Origin of the sequence: Herminiimonas contaminans (genome assembly GCF_015645465.1) — a bacterium.
GTDB classification, from domain to species: Bacteria; Pseudomonadota; Gammaproteobacteria; order Burkholderiales; family Burkholderiaceae_D; genus Oxalicibacterium; species Oxalicibacterium contaminans.
This window is the reverse complement of record NZ_JADOEL010000006.1, coordinates 92,465-114,358: the sequence shown is the minus strand read 5'-3', so window position 1 is coordinate 114,358 and position 21,894 is coordinate 92,465. Positions and strand designations below refer to the sequence as shown.

Annotated in this window: 20 protein-coding genes and 1 riboswitch; of the genes, 9 read left to right on the top strand and 11 right to left on the bottom strand. The window is 55.3% G+C overall.

Annotated features, from left to right (window positions below; genetic code table 11):
• Positions 1–243: 243 nt before the first annotated feature.
• On the top strand, positions 244–1,911 hold the full coding sequence (gene ettA / locus IXC47_RS09750) for an energy-dependent translational throttle protein EttA (RefSeq protein ID WP_195875512.1): 1,668 nt from the start codon (positions 244–246) through the stop codon (positions 1,909–1,911).
• Positions 1,912–1,999: 88 nt separating this feature from the next.
• Here the strand turns inward: ettA and IXC47_RS09745 are convergent, their stop codons facing one another.
• From IXC47_RS09745 to IXC47_RS09730, 4 genes are all read right to left on the bottom strand, one after another.
• Positions 2,000–2,278 (bottom strand): pentapeptide MXKDX repeat protein, encoded by a 279-nt coding sequence (locus IXC47_RS09745; RefSeq protein ID WP_195875511.1) that lies wholly within the window; start codon positions 2,276–2,278, stop codon positions 2,000–2,002.
• A 62-nt stretch (positions 2,279–2,340) separates the two neighbouring features.
• Complete coding sequence (locus IXC47_RS09740; RefSeq protein ID WP_195875555.1) at positions 2,341–3,117, bottom strand: molybdopterin-dependent oxidoreductase; 777 nt, start codon at positions 3,115–3,117, stop codon at positions 2,341–2,343.
• Between the two features lie 18 nt (positions 3,118–3,135).
• Positions 3,136–3,732, bottom strand: a complete 597-nt coding sequence (locus tag IXC47_RS09735) for a cytochrome b/b6 domain-containing protein (RefSeq protein WP_195875510.1) — start codon at positions 3,730–3,732, stop codon at positions 3,136–3,138.
• 2 nt (positions 3,733–3,734) lie between these two features.
• A complete protein-coding gene (locus IXC47_RS09730; RefSeq protein WP_230089483.1) occupies positions 3,735–4,517 on the bottom strand; it encodes a DUF1223 domain-containing protein in 783 nt (260 codons plus the stop codon).
• Positions 4,518–4,644: 127 nt separating this feature from the next.
• On the opposite strand from IXC47_RS09730, the gene IXC47_RS09725 reads away from it, so the two are divergent.
• Entirely contained in the window at positions 4,645–5,226 is a 582-nt protein-coding gene (locus IXC47_RS09725) for a sigma-70 family RNA polymerase sigma factor (protein ID WP_195875509.1), read from the top strand.
• Positions 5,223–5,864 (top strand): NrsF family protein, encoded by a 642-nt coding sequence (locus IXC47_RS09720; RefSeq protein ID WP_195875508.1) that lies wholly within the window; start codon positions 5,223–5,225, stop codon positions 5,862–5,864. The genes IXC47_RS09725 and IXC47_RS09720 overlap by 4 nt, the downstream gene beginning before the upstream one ends.
• A gap of 86 nt (positions 5,865–5,950) precedes the next feature.
• On the opposite strand, the gene IXC47_RS09715 is transcribed toward IXC47_RS09720, so the two are convergent.
• Entirely contained in the window at positions 5,951–7,654 is a 1,704-nt protein-coding gene (locus tag IXC47_RS09715; protein WP_195875507.1) for a methyl-accepting chemotaxis protein, read from the bottom strand.
• Positions 7,655–7,954: 300 nt separating this feature from the next.
• Between IXC47_RS09715 and IXC47_RS09710 the strand changes: the two genes are divergently transcribed.
• Positions 7,955–8,551, top strand: coding sequence for an IMPACT family protein (locus IXC47_RS09710; RefSeq protein ID WP_195875506.1), 597 nt, complete (start codon positions 7,955–7,957; stop codon positions 8,549–8,551).
• Positions 8,552–8,595: 44 nt separating this feature from the next.
• Here IXC47_RS09710 and IXC47_RS09705 read toward each other — a convergent pair whose 3' ends face one another.
• Positions 8,596–9,429 carry an aldo/keto reductase gene (locus IXC47_RS09705; protein ID WP_195875505.1) on the bottom strand — a complete coding sequence of 278 codons (834 nt, stop codon included), beginning with the start codon at positions 9,427–9,429 and terminating at the stop codon, positions 8,596–8,598.
• 58 nt (positions 9,430–9,487) lie between these two features.
• The gene (locus IXC47_RS09700) at positions 9,488–10,006 is read right to left on the bottom strand and encodes a glutaredoxin family protein (RefSeq protein WP_195875504.1); all 519 of its coding nucleotides are present in this window, start codon (positions 10,004–10,006) and stop codon (positions 9,488–9,490) included.
• A gap of 94 nt (positions 10,007–10,100) precedes the next feature.
• Here IXC47_RS09700 and IXC47_RS09695 point away from each other — a divergent pair, with 94 nt between their 5' ends.
• Positions 10,101–10,565 carry a 2,4'-dihydroxyacetophenone dioxygenase family protein gene (locus IXC47_RS09695; protein WP_195875503.1) on the top strand — a complete coding sequence of 155 codons (465 nt, stop codon included), beginning with the start codon at positions 10,101–10,103 and terminating at the stop codon, positions 10,563–10,565.
• A 380-nt stretch (positions 10,566–10,945) separates the two neighbouring features.
• Positions 10,946–11,725, top strand: coding sequence for a phytanoyl-CoA dioxygenase family protein (locus IXC47_RS09690; RefSeq protein ID WP_230089482.1), 780 nt, complete (start codon positions 10,946–10,948; stop codon positions 11,723–11,725).
• Between the two features lie 19 nt (positions 11,726–11,744).
• Here IXC47_RS09690 and IXC47_RS09685 read toward each other — a convergent pair whose 3' ends face one another.
• Positions 11,745–12,068: a hypothetical protein gene (locus tag IXC47_RS09685; RefSeq protein ID WP_195875501.1), complete on the bottom strand. Its 324-nt coding sequence runs from the start codon at positions 12,066–12,068 to the stop codon at positions 11,745–11,747.
• A 165-nt stretch (positions 12,069–12,233) separates the two neighbouring features.
• A riboswitch (yybP-ykoY riboswitch) is annotated at positions 12,234–12,402 on the top strand.
• Between the two features lie 19 nt (positions 12,403–12,421).
• Here IXC47_RS09685 and IXC47_RS09680 point away from each other — a divergent pair.
• Positions 12,422–12,997 (top strand): TMEM165/GDT1 family protein, encoded by a 576-nt coding sequence (locus tag IXC47_RS09680; protein WP_195875500.1) that lies wholly within the window; start codon positions 12,422–12,424, stop codon positions 12,995–12,997.
• 59 nt (positions 12,998–13,056) lie between these two features.
• Here the strand turns inward: IXC47_RS09680 and IXC47_RS09675 are convergent, their stop codons facing one another.
• From IXC47_RS09675 to IXC47_RS09665, 3 genes are read right to left on the bottom strand one after another with little or no spacing between them, the layout of a single operon-like run.
• The gene (locus IXC47_RS09675; protein WP_195875499.1) at positions 13,057–14,025 is read right to left on the bottom strand and encodes an NAD(P)H-dependent flavin oxidoreductase; all 969 of its coding nucleotides are present in this window, start codon (positions 14,023–14,025) and stop codon (positions 13,057–13,059) included.
• A 48-nt stretch (positions 14,026–14,073) separates the two neighbouring features.
• Positions 14,074–14,538: a cyanophycin metabolism-associated DUF1854 family protein gene (locus tag IXC47_RS09670; protein WP_195875498.1), complete on the bottom strand. Its 465-nt coding sequence runs from the start codon at positions 14,536–14,538 to the stop codon at positions 14,074–14,076.
• Entirely contained in the window at positions 14,535–16,790 is a 2,256-nt protein-coding gene (locus IXC47_RS09665) for a cyanophycin metabolism-associated ABC transporter (RefSeq protein WP_195875497.1), read from the bottom strand. The genes IXC47_RS09670 and IXC47_RS09665 overlap by 4 nt, the downstream gene beginning before the upstream one ends.
• Before the next feature lie 229 nt (positions 16,791–17,019).
• Here IXC47_RS09665 and IXC47_RS09660 point away from each other — a divergent pair, with 229 nt between their 5' ends.
• Both IXC47_RS09660 and cphA read left to right on the top strand, forming a co-directional pair.
• Positions 17,020–19,188: a cyanophycin synthetase gene (locus tag IXC47_RS09660; protein WP_195875496.1), complete on the top strand. Its 2,169-nt coding sequence runs from the start codon at positions 17,020–17,022 to the stop codon at positions 19,186–19,188.
• Between the two features lie 128 nt (positions 19,189–19,316).
• The gene (gene cphA / locus IXC47_RS09655) at positions 19,317–21,878 is read left to right on the top strand and encodes a cyanophycin synthetase (protein WP_195875495.1); all 2,562 of its coding nucleotides are present in this window, start codon (positions 19,317–19,319) and stop codon (positions 21,876–21,878) included.
• Positions 21,879–21,894 lie beyond the last annotated feature (16 nt).

Sequence of the window (21,894 nt, the reverse complement as noted above, 5' to 3'; positions counted from 1 at the left end):
CACAATAGGATAAGCGACTCCATAATGCAAGAAAATATAACCATATGCATAGACAGTGTTGCACTAAAGTTGAATCTCGCCCAGCCCTAGTTTACAAACCGCCAAATTTTCGGTTTTAAAACCCCTTAAAGCCTTTTGTCACCGATATATCCATCGATATCGGCTATCAGGCTTACCCTCGCGCGCCGCATCGGTTATCCTTGCACCCACCTCTTAGACAAGCAACCTCATCTAGAAATAACAATGGCAAATTACGTCTACACCATGAACCGCGTGGGCAAGATCGTCCCACCAAAACGTCAGATCCTGAAAGATATCTCGCTGTCCTTCTTCCCCGGCGCAAAAATCGGCGTACTGGGCCTGAACGGCTCCGGTAAATCGACGCTGCTGAAAATCATGGCTGGCATCGATACCGATATCATCGGTGAAGCACGCCCGGCACCTAACCTCAACATCGGTTACCTGCCACAGGAACCACAACTTGATCCGGAACAAACCGTGCGCCAGGCAGTAGAAGGCGGACTCGGTGAAGTGTTCGAAGCCAAGGCCAAGCTGGAAGAAGTATATGCTGCCTATGCCGATCCGGATGCTGACTTCGACGCCCTCGCTACCGAGCAGGCACGCCTGGAAGCCATCATCTCCACCTCCGCTGGCGACAATCCGGAACAACAACTGGAAATGGCCGCCGACGCATTGCGCCTGCCACCATGGGACGCCAAAATCGGTGTCCTGTCCGGCGGTGAAAAACGGCGCGTTGCTCTGTGCCGTTTGCTGCTGTCCAAACCCGACATGCTGCTGCTCGACGAACCAACCAACCATCTGGACGCTGAATCAGTGGACTGGCTCGAACAATTCCTGCAACGCTTCCCGGGCACCGTCGTCGCGATTACCCATGATCGCTACTTCCTCGACAATGCGGCCGAATGGATACTGGAGCTGGATCGCGGCCATGGCATTCCTTGGAAAGGCAACTACAGCTCGTGGCTGGAACAAAAAGGCGAACGCCTGAAGCAGGAAGAAGCATCCGAATCGTCGCGCCAGAAAACCATTGCCAAGGAATTGGAATGGGTACGCCAGAATCCGAAAGGCCGTCAGGCCAAATCGAAAGCGCGTCTGGCCCGCTTCAATGAGTTGTCCGAACACGAATACCAAAAGCGTAATGAAACACAGGAGATCTTCATTCCGGTCGCTGAACGCCTCGGTAATGAAGTGATCGAATTCAAGAATGTCTCCAAGGCATTCGGTGATCGCCTGCTAATCGATAACCTGAGCTTCCGCATTCCACCTGGTGCGATCGTCGGCATTATCGGCCCTAACGGTGCCGGTAAATCGACGCTGTTCAAAATGATCACTGGCAAGGAACAACCGGATAGCGGCGAAGTCGTGATCGGCACCACCACCAAAGTCTCTATCGTCGATCAGTCGCGCGATACGCTGAATGATGGCAAGACCGTATTTGAAGACGTTACCGGCGGTGCCGACATCCTGACCGTAGGTCGTTTTGAAATGCCGTCGCGTGCCTACCTCGGTCGTTTCAACTTCAAAGGCGGTGATCAGCAAAAAATCGTCGGCAACCTGTCCGGTGGTGAACGCGGCCGCCTGCATCTGGCCAAAACCCTGCTGATGGGCGGCAACGTATTGCTGCTGGATGAACCGTCCAACGATCTGGACGTGGAAACCCTGCGTGCACTGGAAGACGCCTTGCTGGAATTCGCCGGCAGCGTATTGGTGATCTCCCATGATCGCTGGTTCCTCGATCGTATCGCGACCCATATCCTGGCATTCGAAGGCAATTCGCAAGTCACCTTCTTTGACGGCAACTATCAGGAATACGAAGCTGACAAGCGTAAACGCCTGGGTGAAGAAGGCGCGAAACCTAAGCGTATCCGCTACAAACCCCTTACCACCTAAGCATAAAACGGACGTGATGCTGTGCCATCGCGCCCGTTGCAACATGCTCATGCACTTGACCCTCAAGCGGCAAGCGCATGGGACATGATTACTTCTTCATTTCATCCTTGGACATGGCATCCTTGCCCATGCCGTCTTTCTTCATAGCATCTTTACCCATGTGGTCTTTTTTCATCGAATCTTTCTTCATGCCGTCCTTGGCCATACCATCTTTAGCCATGTGATCCTTCTTCATCGCATCCTTGGACATGCTGTCTTTTGCCATGCCATCGTGCGCCATTCCGTCTTTCTTCATTGCATCTTGTGCAAATGCGGCACCGGACAGCATCAGGCAAGCGGACAAAACTGCAGTAGTGATGATTTTCATGATGTATTTCCTTTAAATAGTTGAAATGAACTGCGGTGGTGAAGCTTTCAGTGCAGCTGCCATCAGCTGCCACCGAACCAGTTGTATCCCTGATCTTCCCAATAGCCTCCGGGATACGTATTTGTGACGAAAATAGCCTGTATGTGTTTGGGATTCTTGTAACCCAGCTTGGTGGGCATGCGCAGCTTCATCGGAAAGCCATAGCGCGGTGGTAACTCCTGGCCGTCATAAGTGAGCGCCATCAAAGTCTGCGGGTGCAATGCGGTTGGCATATCGATGCTGGTGAAATAATCATCCGCACACTTGAAGCCAACATACTTGGCGCTGAGGTCTGCACCGACGCGACGCAGGAAATATGAAAATGGCACGCCGCCCCATTTGCCTATGGCACTCCAGCCTTCGACGCATATATGACGCGTGACCTGATCGGTCTGCGGCAATTTACGCAACTGCGCCAGACTCCATGGCTGGCGATCCGCAATCAACCCACTCAATTCCAGACGCCACGCATCGCCGTCGACTTCCCGCACTTCGTCCTCGCCGTAATAGGCATTGAACGGAAAAGGCCGCGTAATCATCGAATCCGGATAAGTGGGAGCCAGGCGGTTGGGATCAAATATCAAGGCTTGTGCCCGGTCATTGAATTGCGATACTTTCGTCAACGCCTGTTCTACCGCACTGTCGTCACTGATTGAGCAGCCGGTCAGCAAGGACAGGCCGCCCAGCGTCAATGTGCGTTGCAGAAAGGCACGACGTGACGGCTGGCTGACCTTGCGTATCGCATCTGCCAGTATGGCCTCGCCAGCAGCAGGAGTCGTTATTATTTTTTTCTTCAACATCATCTTCTCCTATCCGCTTCAGCGGCCACGCAACATCGCAAGCAATGTGCGCGGTACCAAGGCCACCATCACCAAATGCACCACAACAAAACCAAACAGCGCCGACATGGCAAAGAAATGCACGCGACGCGCTGCTTCATAACCACCCAGCAGCTCCCGCAACAAAGGAAACTGCACTGACTTCCACAAGACCAGACCTGATAGCACCAACAGCACCAGGTCCGCCACTACAAACAGGTAGGCACACTTCTGCACCGTGTTGTACTGACGAATATCGGCATGTGCCAACTTACCTTTGAGCGCAGCGGCCATGTCCCGTAAAAACGCGCGTGGCGAGATGGGAAAAAACTGCCTGCGCATTCGCCCTGAGAGAATATTGATCGTCAGATAAAGAACACCGTTAACAAACAACAACCACATTGCAAAAAAATGCCATTGCAATGCGCCCCCCAGCCAGCCGCCGAGTGTCAGCCCAGCAGGAAACGAGAAATCAAAGAACGGCGATGCGTTATAAATACGCCAGCCACTACTAATCAGCAGGAACACGGCTATCGCGTTAATCCAGTGCGTGGCACGCAGCCAGCCCGGATGTATCGTCAAGGTATTGGTCGCCATCACTATCCCCTGGTCTGATTGCATTGCGCAGTACTGACGGCCTGCAATACATTGCCGTTCGCGTCATCCTGAACAAATGCCACTGCTTGTAAATGTTGTCGCTTCCATTCAGCCGGTATCGTGATGCGCTGTTGCAAATGAGCGCCACCTTGCCGGAGCGGGATCGGGCCAAACCACGCTCTTACCGTATCGTCATGCTGAAGGGTGACGCCGCTGTTTTCACCACGCAGTACATGCGAAACCAAAGCGCTTTCACTGAGCGCGACATACAGTGCACCCGATACGGACTTTGCGTATGGCTTTACATCTGCGGTAATGACGAATTGGTTAGCATCTGTCGACATTGTTTTTAGACTGATGCCGAGCGGCGCGGCTTTGGCATTAATATCTTTGATCGTGCGCGGCAAATCGGTACGCCAGGCCCGAAGCTCGTTGCCATTGACAAAAAATTGCGGGGTGTACACGATGCGGTTTTTACGATTAGCCAGTAACTGGCTCTGGCGCTGGTCAAATGCCTTTTGTGCAAAGGGATCTTTCCAGCCTATTGCATCCCAGTAGCTGACATGTAGCGCGAGAGGAACGATCACAGCCGCTGCACCGACTTGCTGTTTTAGCTGGCTGAGTTGTTTATCCGCAGGCGGACAACTCGAGCAGCCCTCGCTGGTGTAAAGTTCCACCAGCGCCGCTGTTGCGACACCACTATTAGCTTCACAGCTGGCTCCGGCGTAGGCCGGGATAGTGACGGACGCGGAACAGGCGACAATGAGGAAAGCGATCGGTTTCATGCTCACAACCATTTCAAAGATGATGTAAAAGGTAGTTCGCAATAAAAATGAATTTGGTTACAAGAAAAACGAATTAAATTTATTCTTTGCGAAATTTATTTTGCATATCGTGTTACCGAAAGCCCTGATGCAACGAATACCTAATAGAGATGAGCCAACGCGCAATGAATTGAGCGAGTTGCGCTTGCACGCGCTGATGGTTCAGGGCCTGGCCGGGGATGCGGCCGCCTATCGCGATTTCCTGCAGGTAACAGCGCAGCATTTGCGCGCCTTCCTGCGGCGTCGCCTGAGCCGCTGGCCGGATGAAGTGGAAGACCTGGTGCAGGAATCGTTGCTGGCTATCCATAACCAGCGCATGACCTATGACGTCGATGCGCCGTTGACCGCCTGGATGTACGCGATCGCAAGGTACAAATTAATAGACTGGTTACGACGCCATGCACAGCGTGACAAGTTGAGCGATCCGCTGGATGACGAAAATGAGTTGTTTTCGACTGCCGACAGTGATGCGCGCGAAGCACAGCGCGATCTCGGCAAAGTACTTGCGCTGCTGCCGGAGCAGCAACGTGCGGCAATCATCCATACCAAACTGGATGGCTGGTCCGTACGCGAGACGGCCAGCGCATTGAATATATCGGAAGCGTCCGTCAAGGTCGCGGTCCATCGCGGGCTCAAAGCGCTGGCGATCAAATTGCAGGATGAGATATGAAAACAGATGACTTGATTAATATGCTGGCCAGCGGGCCTGATGTAGCGGCACCAAAAGTGCCGTTACAGAAATTTGCCATGGTCGTTTCGAGCGGCGTCCTGCTCAGTGTCATCCTGATGCTGGCCGTGCTCGGCCTGCGTCCCAATATGGGTGAACTGGCCATGCTGCCGGCGTTCTGGATAAAAATGGCGTTCGTCTTGGCGCTGGCGGTATGCGGCTGGGTGGCAGTCACGCACCTGGCCACGCCAGGCGCCCGCACCAGGCAACTGCCGTTGCTGATCGCCTTACCTATCGTATTGATATGGTTGCTGGCAGCGGTGTCGCTGCTCAATGCTACGCCGGAACAGCGCGCCGATTTGTTCTGGGGCGATACCTGGCATTATTGTTCGTGGCTCATTGCGATCTTGTCTGCGCCTATTTTTATTGCGATTTTGCGTGTGATGCGTCAAATGGCACCCACCCGCTTGCGTCTGGCTGGCGCAGGCGCAGGCTTTGCGGCGGGTGCCGCAGCGACGCTGATTTACTCATTCCATTGTCCGGAAATAGCCGCACCGTTTATCGGCTTTTGGTATGTGGTCGGCATCTTGATCCCCAGCATCATCGGCGCGTTGATAGGTCCGCGTGTCTTGCGCTGGTGATACTAATATCCGCTCGGGCCTAACCCTGACGGCCGAAAAAAAACCAGTCCGCGGACTGGTTTTTCATTAACGTCAAAGCACATATTTCAAAACTGCTCCCATTCATCACCATCACCCGCTGCAACGGTGGCACGCTGACGCACTATTTGCTTGTCAGTATTCGCAGTGCGGACTGCCGGTACAAGCGGCTTGCTGGCCGTCGCCCTGGTCGCAACTACTTTCTTACTGGCCGGTGACAATGCCAGTGCATTCCCATCCAGTTTGAATACGCTGACCACCTGCAACAGATTACTTGCCTGGTCTTGCAACGATTCAGCGGCCGCAGCTGCTTCCTCTACCAATGCGGCATTTTGCTGGGTAACCTGATCCATTTGCATCACGGCCTGATTGATTTGCTCGATGCCATCCGTCTGTTCCTGGCTGGCCGCGGTGATTTCGCTCATGATGTCGGTCACGCGTCGTACGCTTTCCACTACCTCGCCCATCGTCACACCCGCTTCATTCACCAGGCGCGAACCGGTACTTACCTTCTCCACCGAATCATCGATCAGGGTTTTAATCTCTTTTGCGGCACTGGCCGAGCGCTGTGCCAGGTTACGCACTTCCGATGCCACCACCGCAAAACCACGGCCCTGCTCACCAGCGCGCGCAGCCTCCACTGCCGCGTTCAGCGCCAGGATATTGGTCTGGAATGCAATCCCATCGATCACGCCGATAATGTCAACGATCTTGTTGGCTGAATCATTGATAGAGCCCATCGTCTCGACCACTTGCGACACCACAGCACCGCCACGTACCGCCACTTCCGATGCAGTCATGGCCAGCTGATTGGATTGACGTGCATTGTCGGCATTCTGCTTAACCGTAGAAGTCAGTTCTTCCATCGACGATGCTGTTTCTTCCAGCGAACTGGCCTGCTCTTCCGTACGCGACGACAAATCAAGATTGCCAGTGGCGATCTGGCCTGATGCGGTAGCGATCGTATCGGTGCCCATGCGCACTTGCGTCACGATGCGAACCAGGCCGCTGTTCATGTCCTGCAATGCCTGCAGAAGCTGACCGGTTTCGTCTTTAGACGTAACAACAATGGTTCCGGTCAAATCACCGTCCGCCACTTTGCGCGCAAGGCCAACCGCCTGGCTTAATGGGCGGGTAATGCTGCGCGTCGCGAGGAAGCCAAGGAAGGCGCTGATAATGACGGCAATCACAGACAATATGCCGACCAGCTGCTGCGCGCTGGCAGAAACATCATGTGCGTCTTCACCCGCTTTGTGCATCAAATTGCTTTGATACTCAACCAGTCTGTCCAGCCCCAGCATGTATTCCAGTTGTGCGGGACGTACTTCGGCAAACAACAATGCCTGCGCTTCTGCGCGCAAACCCTGCTCAACCAGGGAGACGAATTTGTCCTTGAGCGGCGTAAAGCGACTACGTGCATCGGTCAGCGCCTTGACGTAGGTCCGTCCTTTTTCACTTTTGATGGTCTGATCCAGCTTATCAAGCGCAGCACTGATAGTGATTGAACCTTGCGCGATGGTGTCGAGCTCGCCTTTGATTTGCTTTGCATCCATCATCAGCAAAACATTGCGCATATTGCGCGCCGTTTCATTCAGTGCATCCTTGATGATGTGGGCATTGACGGTCTTCGGGTAACGATCATTGCTGACTACGCTGATCGCTGCGTCCAGTTTGTCCAATCGGGTATAGGCAATGGCTGCCAGGATAATAAGTACCGCGACCACGGCACCGAAACTCAGTGTCAGGCGCTGACCGATTTTTAGATTTTTCATAATGAACGACTTTCGATAAATTGAGCAGGAACGCCATCCGCCTCTGCCTGATGTAGCGAGGAACGGTCTGGCCAGTAATGCATAAGGGGATTTCTTGAGTCGGGAAATGGCTAACGCGCCGCGGCGCAGCAGGAAATCGTCTGTATTAACGACTCCCGACGATTTGATGTTATATCCGTAGGGCAACATCGCCCATCCCATGAATATGGGGTGACAGCTGAAAACATCACGCCGCTATTGGGTTAGGCGCTTAGCTACTTAGTCGCTTATCATCACTGCTCTGTTGCTTCCTGCTTAACCATGTACCAGCTTGTCGCACCGGCCACTGCCGAAATAGAAATCAAGAAAAGCCGCTTCATCGGCCTGCTCTACCCGCTGACAACGCGGGCAGAGGCGCGCGTCAAACTGGCCGAGTTGCGTGCGGCCCATCCAAATGCCGTGCATTTTTGCTGGGTATTGATGTGCGATGGCGACTCCGGCCTGGATGATGATGGCGAGCCATCTGGTACCGCCGCACGTCCGATGTACAACGTGCTGGTGCACAAGGATGTCTTTAATGTACTGGCCGTGGTGGTGCGTTACTGGGGTGGCATGAAGCTGGGCGCCGGCGGTTTGACGCGTGCCTACGGACAGGCGATCTCGGAAGCGGTGAAAACTGCGGAACTGATCCCGGTCGAGCCCATATGCGAACGACGCTATGCCTTGCAGTTCGCCGATGAATCGACTTTCCGCCGTTATTGCGAACAGCAGGGAGTCAGCGTAATCGATGCGCACTATGGTGATGCGGTCACCCTGCGCCTGAAGATGAAATGCAGCCAGGCCGAAGAATTCCGGCAGGCCGCATTCGATTTATTGCGTGGTGCGCTCGAAGATTGCAGCGAGCAGCAAGCAAACTAAAAGCGCGTGGTGACACGAATAGCGTCACCACAGGACTGCAACCCTCAAATCATTTCCAGCGGTTCCGGTCCGTCCGGTGGCGGGAACATATCATCCAGTTCTTCCAGGTCTTCCGCCGTCAGCTGCAAATCCAGGGCGGCACGGTTTTCCCGCACGTGCTCTGGAGTCGATGCTTTCGGAATCGCGATCACACCTTCCTGGCGCAATACCCAGGCCAGCGCCACCTGCGCCGGAGTCACACCGTGCCGGTCGGCGATGTCCTGCACTTCCGGATATTCGGTCAGGCGGCCCTGTTCTATCGGCGAGTAAGCCATCAATGGCAAACCCCGGTCCTGCGCCTGCGGCAATAAATCATATTCAATGCCGCGGCGTGTCAGGTTGTACAGCACCTGATTGGTCGCCATCGCATCGCCGCCAGGTGCGCGCTCAATTTCACGCATGTCATCCACATCCATATTGCTGACGCCCCAGTGACGGATCTTGCCGGCGTCCTGCAGTGCTTCAAATGCAGCGATGGTTTCTGCAAACGGCGTGCGACCACGCCAGTGCAACAGATACAGATCGATGCAATCAGTGCCGAGGCGACGCAAGCTGCGTTCACAGGCGGCTATGGTGCCATTGCGCGATGCATTGCTAGGCAGGACTTTGCTGACCAGGAAGACTTCATCACGGCGTCCGGCGATCGCTTCGCCGACCAGTTTTTCCGATGCGCCATCACCATACATTTCAGCGGTATCGATCAGCGTCATGCCGAGATCCAGGCCGAGTCGCAGGCTGGCGATTTCATCCGCGCGACGATGTGCTTCATCGCCCATATACCAGGTACCTTGTCCGAGGACGGGTACGGCCAGGCCGGAAGGAAGTTTTGTTTTGCGCATATGCACCTTTCAAATAATTATTCAGATAAGCAAGCAGGCCAACCTTGTAGACCTGCTATCAGGATTCCTTGAACCATGGCTGCAGATTTTTATGCAAAGCCCGTTCATCAAAACCGTGGATGACCTTGTCATCAATCACGATGACCGGCACGCCACTACCGCCCAGCTTTTTGAAACCGTCGTAACCGGCAGTCGTCTTTTCGATGTCGAGCTCGGTATAGGTGATGCCTTTTTGTTCAAACAGTTTACGCGTGGCAGCACAATAACCGCACCATTCGGTGGCATACAATGTCACCTGCGGCTGCACTCCGGATGCAACTGCAGGCTGTGCCTGCTGCCGGGACCACAGTGGTTTGCCGAGGAATATGGCCAAACCCAGCAGCCCCAGCGCCACGCTCCATTTCAGTAAACCTGATGTTGTACTCCGACTTTCTGCAGCAGGCGTACCATAGCGGCTGGCAACCACAGGCTCACCGGATGCCTTGATATAGGCAACCTGGCAAGAAGGACATTGCCATTCCGGAGCTTCGTCACTGGACTTGCGTGCATAGGAGCACTTCGGACAGATGCGGGTCATGAGGGGACAGATTATTAAGAATTTTTCATTATACGTAGAACTCATTTATAACTATCCGTGAGATGCGTTCTAACTGCAATTGGCAAAGAATACGATGAGTAAGCAAGCAAATCAGTCGAACCCGACACCACCCACTGAAACATTGTTCACCTGCCACCCGCAGGATATGCAATGGCTGCCGTGGGCGATGCCGGGCGCGCACTTCAAACTACTGCATGCAAATGCCACCACCGGCCACTTCACGCTGCTCATCAGATTCGAAGCAGGTGCAGTTGCCCCTATCCACCGGCATGTCGGTGCGGTCGAAGGCTATATGATCGAAGGCGGCTTTTATTATCACGACGAACCCGAGCGCCCGTTCAACGCCGGTTGCTACCTGTGGGAAAACGAAGGCGCGATCCACCAGCCAGTCAGCCCGAACGGCGGTGTGATGTTTGCCGTATTCCATGGACCGGTCGAAGGCCTGGATGCAGACGGCAATGTGATTGGTCGCATCAACTGGAAGTGGCACGTAGAGAAATGGAATGCGGCAGGCAATAACTACCAGCCCAGCGTTTAGAACTCATTTCACAAATATCCGCGAGTGCGAACGCGGCTATTTGGGAGGTAGTGCAAGGCGTGTCGCGCCGCCAAGGGTGGTCCCCTTGGCAAGCGGCGCAACGCAGCAATACGCCCAAATAGCCCGTTCCCTTCGGGTTCTTACCAAAAGCGGCGCTGGCCGCGTTGTGCTCCTTGCGCATAGGCTACTATGCGACGCGTCGTACGCCTTGCCAGCACCGCTTTTGGTAAGAACGCATCTCACGGATATTGATGAAATGAGTTCTAGCCAAATTTGCAGCATTTTTGATCTACGTCATTTGCCCACCTGCAAGCTAAGCAGCAAAGCGCTACACTGCATCATCATTCACAATAAAAATGAGCAAGGAGCACATTACACCAATGGACACGGCACTTTCCACGGTACTTTCCGACCAGCAGATTGCACAATTTGAACAAGACGGTTATCTGGTTTTCCGAAAGTTGCTGGAACCGGCTGCGTGCGAGCACATGCTGGCCGTAGCCAAGGTGCAGTTGCAAGCTGCGCAACAACCATTGGAGTATGAGGCCGAGCTCGGCTATCCGGGCGCACCCGCATCACTGGATGCAGAAGGTGGCCGTACCGTGCGCCGCCTGCGTGGCGCTTACCATCGTGACCCGTGTTTTCACGATTGGGCACGCGATCCGCGCATCGTCGACAAGCTCAAACAATTATTTGGCGAAGAGGTTTACCTGACGCTGGCACATCACAATTCCGTGATGACCAAGCATCCGCAATTCGGCACGGCGACCGGCTGGCACCGCGACATCCGCTACTGGTCGTTTACCCAGCCTGACCTGATTTGCGTATGGCTGGCGTTGGGTGATGAGATCGCCGCCAACGGTGGACTCAAGTTTATCCCCGGCTCACATCGCCTCGACATCACGCGCGAGCAGCTGGATGACCTCGACTTCCTGCGTCCTGATCACGCGCCGAATGAAGCTTTGTTTGCGCAAGGTACGCCAGTCGATTTGCATCAGGGCGATGTGGTGTTTTTCCACAGCAAGCTCTTCCATGCGGCAGGTGTCAACACCACGCCGACGGTCAAGACTTCAGTCGCGTTTGCCTATCACGGCGCCAGCAACCAGGCCGTAGCGGGCAGCCGCTCGTCGATAGCAGGCAGCGTTCCGGTAAGCGACTAACTACATTATTTTTTCAGGATCACTTCTTCGGTGTGCTGGGCGGCATACGCGATGATGCCGGGATCTCTTGCTGTACAGATTGCCCGGCTCGCTTGCGCTGCACTTCCTCGACGCCAGGCATGCCCCGGCGATCCGTATCCATTTGTCCCTGCTCGATATCCTTGTACGCCTGATGCATGACATCGCGCGGTTTATGCGCAGGCTCGTCGGGTGACTCATCAGTTTCATGCGGCAACTTCAACTCGGTCTGCTCTTGTCCGGTTGTCTGCTCTTGTCCGGTTGTCTGCTCTTGTCCGGTTGTCTGCGCCGGACGCTTGGTATTGACGGAAACTTGCTTGCTCATCATTCCTCCTTGATTGCCGCGCAACAATAAATCCTGTCATGCGGGCTGGTTTTCATCTGTCACCAGGGTAGGAACCTTATGCGGCCGCTTAATTCCCCAACCATGACAAATAGGCATGCCCGGCGGCAAAAGCGAAAACAACGTTGCACAATTCTGCTATCATTGCGCCTGAACATTGGGGAGTAGCCGGCCTTTGGCAACAAAGGCATCTGCATCAACACTCTTGGCACGCATGCCATGGTGCAGATAGTCGTAAGACTTGGCGAGACCATTGATCAAGTGACGACCGCATGGGCCGGGGTCGTTGTTTGGTCTTTGGTTATTCGTCCGGCCCAGGAAAGTCATACCCCGTCATGGAAGCATTCTTCGTCTCTACCGGCATCGTTGCCCTCGCTGAAATCGGCGACAAAACCCAACTACTCGCCTTCCTGCTCGCAGCAAAATTCCGCAGACCTTTACCGATCGTGCTCGCTATTCTGGTCGCGACCATTGCCAATCACGCATTCGCTGCCGCCATCGGCACCTGGATCACTAGCCTGCTGGGGCCGGAAGTGTTGCGCTGGGTGCTCGGCGTATCCTTCCTGTTAATGGCGGGCTGGACATTGATTCCGGACAAGCTGGATGAAGAAGACACCAAGCTCGCGAAGTACGGCGTATTCATGACGACACTGATTGCCTTCTTCCTCGCAGAAATGGGCGATAAAACGCAAGTCGCCACCGTCGCACTGGCCGCGCAATTCCATTCTTTCGTGTGGGTAGTCGCCGGTACGACTTTCGGCATGATGCTGGCAAATGCACCAGCGGTTTACTTCGGCGACAAAATCGCTGACCGTATGCCGGTGAAGCTGGTACACCGGATCGCCGCTGTCATTTTTGCCTTGCTGGGTATCGCTACCTTGCTCGGTGCAGGTGCACGCTTCGGCATGTAAGCAGGTCGCTGTAAACACCAAGCCCTCATCCAGGACTATCAGCCCGGATGAGGGCTTTTTTATATGTGCAGTCGTTTCTTTGCTGCCGCGTACTCCGCGCGCATGCGTTGCACTACTTCTGCAACCGACGCCACTTCATCAATCAGGCCCACGCCTTGTCCTGCGCCCCAGATATCACGCCATGCCTTGATCTTGCTGCCACTGCCTGAACCAAAGTTCATCACGGTCTTGTCGGCCTGCGGCAGATTGTCCGGATCAAGTCCGGCGTTGATGATGGATTTCTTCAGGTAGTTACCGTGTACGCCCGTAAACAAATTGGTATAGACCACGTCGGCTGCAGCCGAGCTCACGATAGCATCGCGGTAAGCGTCGTCGACATTCGATTCTGTAGTCGCCAGCCAGCGGGAGCCGACATACGCAAAGTCAGCACCCATCGCCTGCGCTGCCAGCACTGCATCACCGGTAGCGATTGCACCGGACAAGGCGATCGGCCCCGGGAAAAATTTGCGCACTTCGCCGACCAGCACAAACGGTGACAAAGTACCGGCATGACCGCCCGCCCCCGCTGCCACCAGGATCAGGCCATCGACACCGGCTTCCAATGCTTTTTGCGCGTGGCGTATCGAGATCACATCATGCAGCACGATGCCGCCATAACTATGGATCGCATCCATCATTTCCTTAGGCGGCGCGCGCAAGGATGAAATGATGATGGGGACGCGATGTTTGACGCATACCTCGACGTCATGCGCGAGACGGTCATTCGATTGATGCACGATTTGGTTGACGGCAATCGGGCCGACGATCGCATCCGGATGGGCTGCTTTATAGTCGGCGAGCTCGGACTGGATCTCGGTCAGCCAGGTGTCCAGCAACTCCGCTGGCCGGGCATTCAATGCAGGAAACGCGCCGACGATACCGGCCTTGCATTGTGCCTTGACCAGCGCCGGGCCACTGGCAATGAACATCGGCGCACCGATGACAGGTAGTGACAGGTTTTGCAGTACTGCCGGCAGACGATCAGACATCAACATTTCTCCTCAGCAGTGATGCACGCCATGCAGACGTGCAGCAGATTATAAGAATCTGTCGAGCAATTTACGGCTGGTCTTGTCCAGTTTGTTCAAATCACGGATCAGAAATTGTATGCCGTGCGTATCCGCGATCAGCAGCGCCGAGTCGCCGATGCGACGGATATCTTCCTCTCCCTTGAGCACCAACGTCGCGTCGCCGCGATTGGTCGCCAGGGTCCAGGTGCTGGGTGATGCGAATACCGAGACACGCTTGATCTGCTTGATCTCAGGCAGAAATTCGCGGCTTGCCAATTCTTCCTCCAGCAAGAGACGCGTTGCATCCGGTAAATCGCTGAGCTTTTCTATCCACTCCAATTCATGACCGTCGGGACTGACGATGGCGATACCGATATCCGGTGCAGCGATAGGGAAAGAACGTACTGGTACAACGCCTTCCTGCGTCTCCACGCCCGGCGCCGCATAAATCAGTTTGCCGTAGGCGTTACGCGTTAGTTGAAAGTTTCTCATGCGACCTCCCCGACTTTGATTCCATCTTCCAGCATGTCTTCTGCCTGGCGTTGTTGCGCCTGATACAGCTTGTAGTACGCGCCTTCACGTTGCAACAATTCATCATGCGAACCGACTTCGACGATTTGCCCTCTATCCATCACGACGATGCGATCAGCGCGACGCAATGTGGATAAGCGGTGTGCAATCGCGATGGTGGTACGGCCACGCACCAGGTTATCCAGCGCTTTTTGAATTTCGCGTTCGGTAGTGGTATCGACCGACGAGGTTGCTTCATCGAGGATCAGGATGTGCGGATCGATCAGCAGCGCGCGCGCAATCGAGATACGTTGACGCTCACCACCGGACAAGGTTTGTCCGCGTTCACCGACCATGGAATCGTAACCGTGTGGCAGGCGCAGGATGAATTCATGCGCATGCGCGGCACGCGCAGCTGCGATGATGTCTTCGCGGCTGGCGTCCGGTTTACCGTAAGCGATGTTGTCAGCGATGGTGCCGAAGAAGAGGAAGGGCTCCTGCAAGACCAGGCCGATGTTGCGACGGTACTCAGGTATTGGTATCGAGCGCACATCCACGCCGTCAACCATGATAGCGCCGGCGGAGACGTCGTAGAAGCGACAAATCAGATTGACCAGCGTGCTCTTGCCGGAACCGCTATGACCAACCAGGCCTATCATTTCACCCGGATTGATGGTCAGGTCCAGACCACGAATCACCGCACGATTACCGTAACGGAAACCGATGTCCTTGATGGTGATTTTGCCCTGCACTTTATCGAGGTGTACCGGATTACTTGCTTCCGGCACGCTGGAAACGTGATCCAGGATATCGAAAATACGCTTGGCACCGGTTGCTGCTTTTTGCGTAACGGAAACGATACGGCTCATCGAATCGAGGCGCGTATAAAAACGACTGATGTAAGCGAGGAAGGCCGTCAGAACACCAACCGTGATCATGCCTTGCGACACTTGCCAGATACCAAGCGCCCAAACGACCAGCAAACCAATTTCGGTCAGGAAGGTGACGGTCGGTGAAAACAGCGACCAGACTTTGTTGACGCGATCATTTACAACCAGGTTGTGGTTGTTCGCTTCGCGGAAACGTGCAGCTTCACGTTTTTCCTGCGCGAAAGCTTTCACCACGCGTATGCCCGGTATCGTATCAGCCAGCACGTTGGTCACTTGTGACCAGATCCGGTCGACTTTTTCGAAGCCGTTGCGCAGCTTGTCACGCACAACGTGGATCATCCACGCGATGAAAGGCAAAGGCAGCAAGGTCACCAACGCCAGCCACGGATTGATCGAAATCAGGATCGCCGCCGTCATCATGATCATCAGGACGTCGGTGAAGAAGTCCAGCAAATGCAGCGACAGGAAAACGCAAATCCGATCGGTCTCGGAACCGATACGCGTCATCAGGTCACCGGTACGCTTACCGCCAAAGTACTCAAGCGACAGACGCAGCAAATGCTCATAGGTGGTAGTACGCAAATCTGCACCTATCCGTTCGCTGACCAGCGCCAGGATATAGGTACGAGCCCAGCCCAGGCCCCAGGCAAACAGCGCCGAACCAAATAAACCACCGAGGTAAAGCGCGACCAGACCCTTATCGATAGGTACGCCGTTTTGATATGGAATCAAGACGTTATCCATCAAAGGCATGGTCATGTAAGGCGGCACCAGGGTTGCTGCGGTTGACGCCAGCGTCAGGATGAAACCGAGCAACAATTGCCCGCGGTAAGGCCGGGCGAAACGCCACAGGCGGAACAGCGAAGCCGTCGATGGCGGTTGTTCTTCGGCGGCATTGCCATCCTCGGCATCTTCGTCATCCTGCGCGTCGTCCTCCGCCAGCCTGACTTGCGCGACGCCGGTCGCAATCGCATGGCGTTGTTGCTCAAATTCGGTAATCAGATGCAATGCCTGCGGGTTCTGTGCCAGCGTGTAACGCCAGAGCGCCAGACGCGCATGGGCATCATGCAATTCCAGGCTGCCGACACCGGCGTGATCATAGTGTTTCAGCGCCATATCGGCGCGCAAAGGCCAGGCTTGCCAGCTCGACTCGCCATGCGCGCGCGCCAAGAGTTGCAAATTTGTAAGAATCACAACGCCAGACACGAAATGTAGACTTAAATCAAGATCAAGTTCGAGGTGAGCGAGTATGATTTCATCCTTGCTCAGGCGGGCGTTAACATCCTGCCAAGCTGCCGGAACGGCGCTTTTTGCGATCAATAAAGAAGAAGAGGCGGTTTTCATCAATGCGGGAAAGGTTCTCGTAAAGTACGCATATTCGTGAACTTGCGACCAGAATATATGGTTTTGTCTCAGATTGGCGGCCAGTATATCCAAAGCAAACCAACTTGTTTGTCGTATTCCAGCGCATCAAAAATATAATCACTAAATAAGTAAACCTAAAAGCCGCGAGCGCGTTACATCCATTTTAGCCACTGGGTTTTGGCTTTCCCCTACAGACTTTCCATTACAAATGAACAACAAAACCATCGATATTATCGATGTGCTCAGTTTACGCGGACCAAATATCTGGACTTATCGTCCGGTGCTGGAGGCTTGGGTTGATATTGGTGATCTGGAAGATTTTCCTTCCAACACCATCCCCGGCTTTTACGAACGGCTGACTGCCTGGTTGCCTAGCCTGGTTGAACATCATTGCGGCGTCGGCGTACACGGCGGTTTCCTGATGCGCTTGCGCGAAGGCACCTGGCCTGGCCACATCATGGAACACGTGATGATCGAACTGCAAAACCTGGCCGGCATGCAAAGCGGCTTCGGTAAAGCACGTGAAACCTCGAAACGCGGTGTCTATAAAGTCGTGGTCCGCGCCCGCCATGAAGAAGTCAGCCGCGCCGCCCTCTTTGCCGCACGCGATCTGGTCATGGCAGCGATCCAGGACAAGCCTTTCGACGTCAAAGCTACGGTCGACAATCTGCGCGACATCCTGGAATCTGTTGCTTTGGGACCAAGCACCGGCTGCATCGTCGATGCTGCAACCGACCGCCGCATCCCGTCGATGCGCCTGAATGAAGGCAATCTGGTGCAACTTGGCTACGGTGCGCGTCAACGCCGCATCTGGACCGCCGAGACCGACCAGACCAGCGCCATCGCGGAAACCATTTCCAGCGACAAAGAATTAACCAAGACCCTGCTGCAATCCTGCGGCGTACCCGTGCCGGAAGGCCGGATCGTCAATAGCGTCGCCGATGCCTGGGATGCTGCCGAGAGCATAGGCTTGCCGGTCGTTGTCAAACCGCTGGACGGCAATCACGGCCGCGGCGTCTCGACCAACCTGAATAACCAAAAAGACATCGAAGCCGCCTTCTTGCTGGCCGAGCAAGAAAGCAGCGACGTCATCGTCGAACGCTTCGTGCGTGGCAACGAGCACCGCCTGCTCATCATCGGTGGCCGCCTGGTCGCCGCAGCGCGCGGTGAAGAAGCCTCCATCGTCTCCGACGGCGTCTCGACCATTTCCGAACTGATCAATAGCCAGCTCAACAGCGATCCGCGTCGCGGCAGCAGTGAAGACTGCCCGCTCAACCTGATCCTGATCGACGAAGCAGACGATCCACGCGTGGTCTTGCTGGAGCTGGCACGCCAGGGTTATACCACCGAATCCATCCCGCCAGCCGGCGAAACCATCCTCGTGCAACGTAACGGTAACGTCGCCTTTGACGTAACCGACCAGGTACACCCTAGCGTTGCAGCGGCCGCCTCACTGGCAGCGCGCATCGTCGGCCTCGACATCGCTGGCGTCGACCTGGTGGCAGAAGATATCTCCCGCCCGCTGGAAGAACAAGGCGGTGCCATCGTTGAAGTCAACGCCGGTCCGGGCCTGCTCATGCATTTGAAGCCAGCTGATGGTCCGGCTCGTCCGGTCGGACGCGCGATCGTCGACCATCTGTTTGCCGAGGACCAAAACGGTCGCATCCCCATCGTCGGCGTTACCGGCTCAAACGGCACAACCGTCGTTTCGCGCCTGATCGCCTGGCTGCTGCACTTGCAAGGCAAGTACGTCGGCCTGGCTTGCCGCGACGGCTTGTTCCTGCATCAGCGCCACGTAAAGCAAAAGAAAAGCGACAACTGGCAAGCAACCCGCCAGGTTCTGCTCAATCGCATGGTGGAAGCCGCCGTTTTTGAAAACAGCAGCAAAGCCATTCTGTCCGAAGGCTTGGCCTACGACTGGTGCCAGGTCGGCGTGGTAACGAATATCGACCCAGACGACAAATTGCCTGAGTTCTATATAGAAGACGCCGATCAAATGACCAAGGTGGCACGCACCCAGGTCGATATCGTATTGCCGGATGGCGTCGCCGTACTTAATGCTGCCGATGCGCGCGTCGCTGAATTTGCTGCGCTGTGCGATGGCAGCGTGATTTTCTTTGCCGTTGCGCCAAGCACACCCGTCATCGTTGCGCACCAAGCCGAAGGCGGTCGCAGTGTCTATGTACGTGACGGCAATATCGTACTGGCAACGGGCAAGGAAGAAGTTGTGGTCAGCGCAGCGCAGGAACGCGCCGATCTCAACATTGAAAATAGTCTGGCAGCAATTGCCGCAGCGTGGGCCTTGGGCGTCAGCCCTGATTTGATGCGTGCCGGGATAGAAACATTTGAATCAACAGATGCTAACGTCACGGCCTAAAAATCATGAGCTCAGTATACGCACACCACGATAATAAAGAGACCAACGCAGTCTATCTCGATGCGTTAATCGATAAAGCACCGGCTAGCGGAAAAAAAAGAACCGTCGCGCCACGAAGGAAGATGCTCATGGAAATATCACGCGTACGCGCCTTGCGCGGCCCTAACCTGTGGAGCCGGCATACGTCGATCGAAGCCATTGTCTCTTGCAATGGAATCGAACAAACCATCCTCTCCATTCCCGGCTTCGAAGATCGTTTGCGCGCCCGCTTCCCGGAAATCAAATTCCTGGAACCAGCAGAAACCACTTTCTCGATGGCGCATGTGCTGGAAAGTGCTGCCCTCTGCCTGCAAGCACAGGCGGGCTGCCCGGTCACCTTTAGCCGCACCATCCAGACCGTAGAACCTGGTATTTATCAGGTCGTGGTTGCCTACACCGAAGAAGCCGTGGGTCGTCTTGCATTCGAACTGGCGCAAAACCTGTGCCGCGCTGCAACCGAAGATACCCCGTTCGATCTGGCAACTGCACTTGCCAGCCTGCGCGAGCTGGACGAAGACATCCGCCTCGGACCCAGCACCGGCTCTATCGTTGATGCTGCCGTTGCCCGTGGCATTCCGTTCCGTCGCCTGACTGAAGGCAGCATGGTGCAATTCGGCTGGGGCAGCCGTCAGCAACGTATCCAGGCAGCAGAAACCGGCTTCACCAGCGCCATTGCGGAATCAATCGCCCAAGACAAGGAAATGACCAAAGTCTTGCTGGCAGCTGCCGGTGTACCAGTGCCTGATGGCGCCTCGGTCACCACCGCAGAAGAAGCATGGCAAGCGGCCCAGGACATCGGCGCACCGGTCGTCATCAAACCGCGCGATGGCAATCAGGGCAAAGGCGTCGCCGTCAATATGAAGACGGAAGAAGAAGTCAAAACCGCATTCGCGGTGGCTTACGATATCTGCAGCGACGTGGTGGTTGAGCGTTATCTGCCAGGCCACGATTACCGCCTGCTGGTGGTCGGCAAGCAACTGATTGCAGCGGCTCGCCGCGCACCACCGGAAGTCATCGGCGATGGCTCACAAACCATCCGTCAATTGATCGACCAGGTTAACCTCGATCCATTGCGCGGCGATGGCCATGCCAGCCCGCTGACCAAAATCAAGGTCGACAACCTGACGCTGGCGACCCTGGCCAAGATCAATTACACGCTGGAAAGCGTACCGCCTAAAGGCGTGCAGGTTGTCCTGCGCAACAACGCCAACCTCAGTACCGGCGGCACCGCAACCGACGTTACCGACGATGTCCATCCTGATCTCGCAGCACGCGCAGTAGAAGCCGCACAAATGATCGGTCTCGATATCTGCGGTATCGACCTGGTTTGCGAAAGCGTGATCAAGACTCTCGAAGAACAAGGCGGTGGCGTGGTTGAAGTCAATGCTGCACCTGGTTTGCGCATGCACATCAAGCCATCGTTCGGCAAAGGCCGTCCGGTCGGTGAAGCGATTATCTCCACCATGTTCAAGGAAGGCGACGATGGCCGTATCCCGGTCGTCGCAGTGGCTGGCACCAATGGCAAGACCACGACCGTCCGCCTGATCGCGCACATCCTGCAAGGTAATAAATACCGTGTCGGCATGACCAGCACCGATGGTGTGTATATCGAAAACCAGCGTATCGATACCGGCGACTGCAGCGGCCCACGTAGCGCACGCAATGTACTGATGCACCCGGACGTTGATGCTGCCGTGCTCGAAACCGCACGTGGCGGCGTCTTGCGTGAAGGCCTCGGCTTTGACCGCTGCAATGTGGCAGTCGTGACCAACATCGGCGTCGGCGATCACCTCGGCCTGAACTTCATCTCCACCGTGGAAGATCTCGCCGTCGTCAAACGCGTGATCGTACAGAACGTCGCACCTAACGGTACTGCCGTCCTGAATGCTGCCGATCCTATGGTCGCCAACATGGCCAGCAGCTGCCCGGGCAGCGTCACCTTCTTTGCACAAGACAGCAATCATGCGGTGCTCGCGACACATCGTGCGCAAGGCCATCGCGTCCTGTTCCAAGATGGCAATGAGATCGTCCTGTCGGAAGGCAAATTCGAACATCGCATCCGGCTCGCTGACATTCCGATCACCCATAACGGCACCGTCGGCTTCCAGATCGAAAATGCAATGGCCGCTATCGGCGCTGCATGGGGCCTCGGCCTAGACTGGAATGTCGTGCTGGAAGGCCTGCGCACGTTTGAAAACAGCGCCAGCACCACCCCAGGGCGCTTCAACATCTTCTCGCACAAAGGCGCGACCGTGATTGCTGACTACGGCCACAATCCTGACGCGATAGAAGCGCTGACCCGCGCTGTAGAAGGTATGCCGGCCAAACGCCGCATGGTTGTCATCAGCGGTGCAGGTGACCGTCGTGACGAAGACCTGCGTCGCCAGACCCAGATCCTCGGCGATGCATTCGACGACATCATCCTGTACGAAGACCAATGCCAGCGCGGTCGCGCTGACGGTGAAGTACTGGCCTTGCTGCGCGATGGCCTGAGCAACGCCAAACGCACGACATCTACGCAAGAAATCCAGGGTGAATTCGTCGCCATCGATACTGCACTGGCGAAACTGGAAGCAGGCGATCTCTGCCTGATACTGGTGGATCAGGTGGAAGAGGCACTTACCCACATTGCTGCAAACGTTAAAGCGTAAATAGAAAAAGCCAGCT

Coding starts and splice junctions, on each gene's coding strand:
- IXC47_RS09665 (WP_195875497.1), bottom strand. CDS start 16,790: ATGAAAACCGCCTCTTCTTCTTTATTGATCGCAAAAAGCGCCGTTCCG.
- cphA (WP_195875495.1), top strand. CDS start 19,317: ATGGAAATATCACGCGTACGCGCCTTGCGCGGCCCTAACCTGTGGAGC.
- IXC47_RS09685 (WP_195875501.1), bottom strand. CDS start 12,068: ATGAGCAAGCAAGTTTCCGTCAATACCAAGCGTCCGGCGCAGACAACC.
- IXC47_RS09680 (WP_195875500.1), top strand. CDS start 12,422: ATGGAAGCATTCTTCGTCTCTACCGGCATCGTTGCCCTCGCTGAAATC.
- IXC47_RS09675 (WP_195875499.1), bottom strand. CDS start 14,025: ATGTCTGATCGTCTGCCGGCAGTACTGCAAAACCTGTCACTACCTGTC.
- IXC47_RS09705 (WP_195875505.1), bottom strand. CDS start 9,429: ATGCGCAAAACAAAACTTCCTTCCGGCCTGGCCGTACCCGTCCTCGGA.
- IXC47_RS09720 (WP_195875508.1), top strand. CDS start 5,223: ATGAAAACAGATGACTTGATTAATATGCTGGCCAGCGGGCCTGATGTA.
- IXC47_RS09670 (WP_195875498.1), bottom strand. CDS start 14,538: ATGAGAAACTTTCAACTAACGCGTAACGCCTACGGCAAACTGATTTAT.
- ettA (WP_195875512.1), top strand. CDS start 244: ATGGCAAATTACGTCTACACCATGAACCGCGTGGGCAAGATCGTCCCA.
- IXC47_RS09730 (WP_230089483.1), bottom strand. CDS start 4,517: ATGAAACCGATCGCTTTCCTCATTGTCGCCTGTTCCGCGTCCGTCACT.
- IXC47_RS09710 (WP_195875506.1), top strand. CDS start 7,955: ATGTACCAGCTTGTCGCACCGGCCACTGCCGAAATAGAAATCAAGAAA.
- IXC47_RS09745 (WP_195875511.1), bottom strand. CDS start 2,278: ATGAAAATCATCACTACTGCAGTTTTGTCCGCTTGCCTGATGCTGTCC.
- IXC47_RS09695 (WP_195875503.1), top strand. CDS start 10,101: ATGAGTAAGCAAGCAAATCAGTCGAACCCGACACCACCCACTGAAACA.
- IXC47_RS09690 (WP_230089482.1), top strand. CDS start 10,946: ATGGACACGGCACTTTCCACGGTACTTTCCGACCAGCAGATTGCACAA.
- IXC47_RS09725 (WP_195875509.1), top strand. CDS start 4,645: ATGCAACGAATACCTAATAGAGATGAGCCAACGCGCAATGAATTGAGC.
- IXC47_RS09700 (WP_195875504.1), bottom strand. CDS start 10,006: ATGACCCGCATCTGTCCGAAGTGCTCCTATGCACGCAAGTCCAGTGAC.
- IXC47_RS09735 (WP_195875510.1), bottom strand. CDS start 3,732: ATGGCGACCAATACCTTGACGATACATCCGGGCTGGCTGCGTGCCACG.
- IXC47_RS09660 (WP_195875496.1), top strand. CDS start 17,020: ATGAACAACAAAACCATCGATATTATCGATGTGCTCAGTTTACGCGGA.
- IXC47_RS09715 (WP_195875507.1), bottom strand. CDS start 7,654: ATGAAAAATCTAAAAATCGGTCAGCGCCTGACACTGAGTTTCGGTGCC.
- IXC47_RS09740 (WP_195875555.1), bottom strand. CDS start 3,117: ATGTTGAAGAAAAAAATAATAACGACTCCTGCTGCTGGCGAGGCCATA.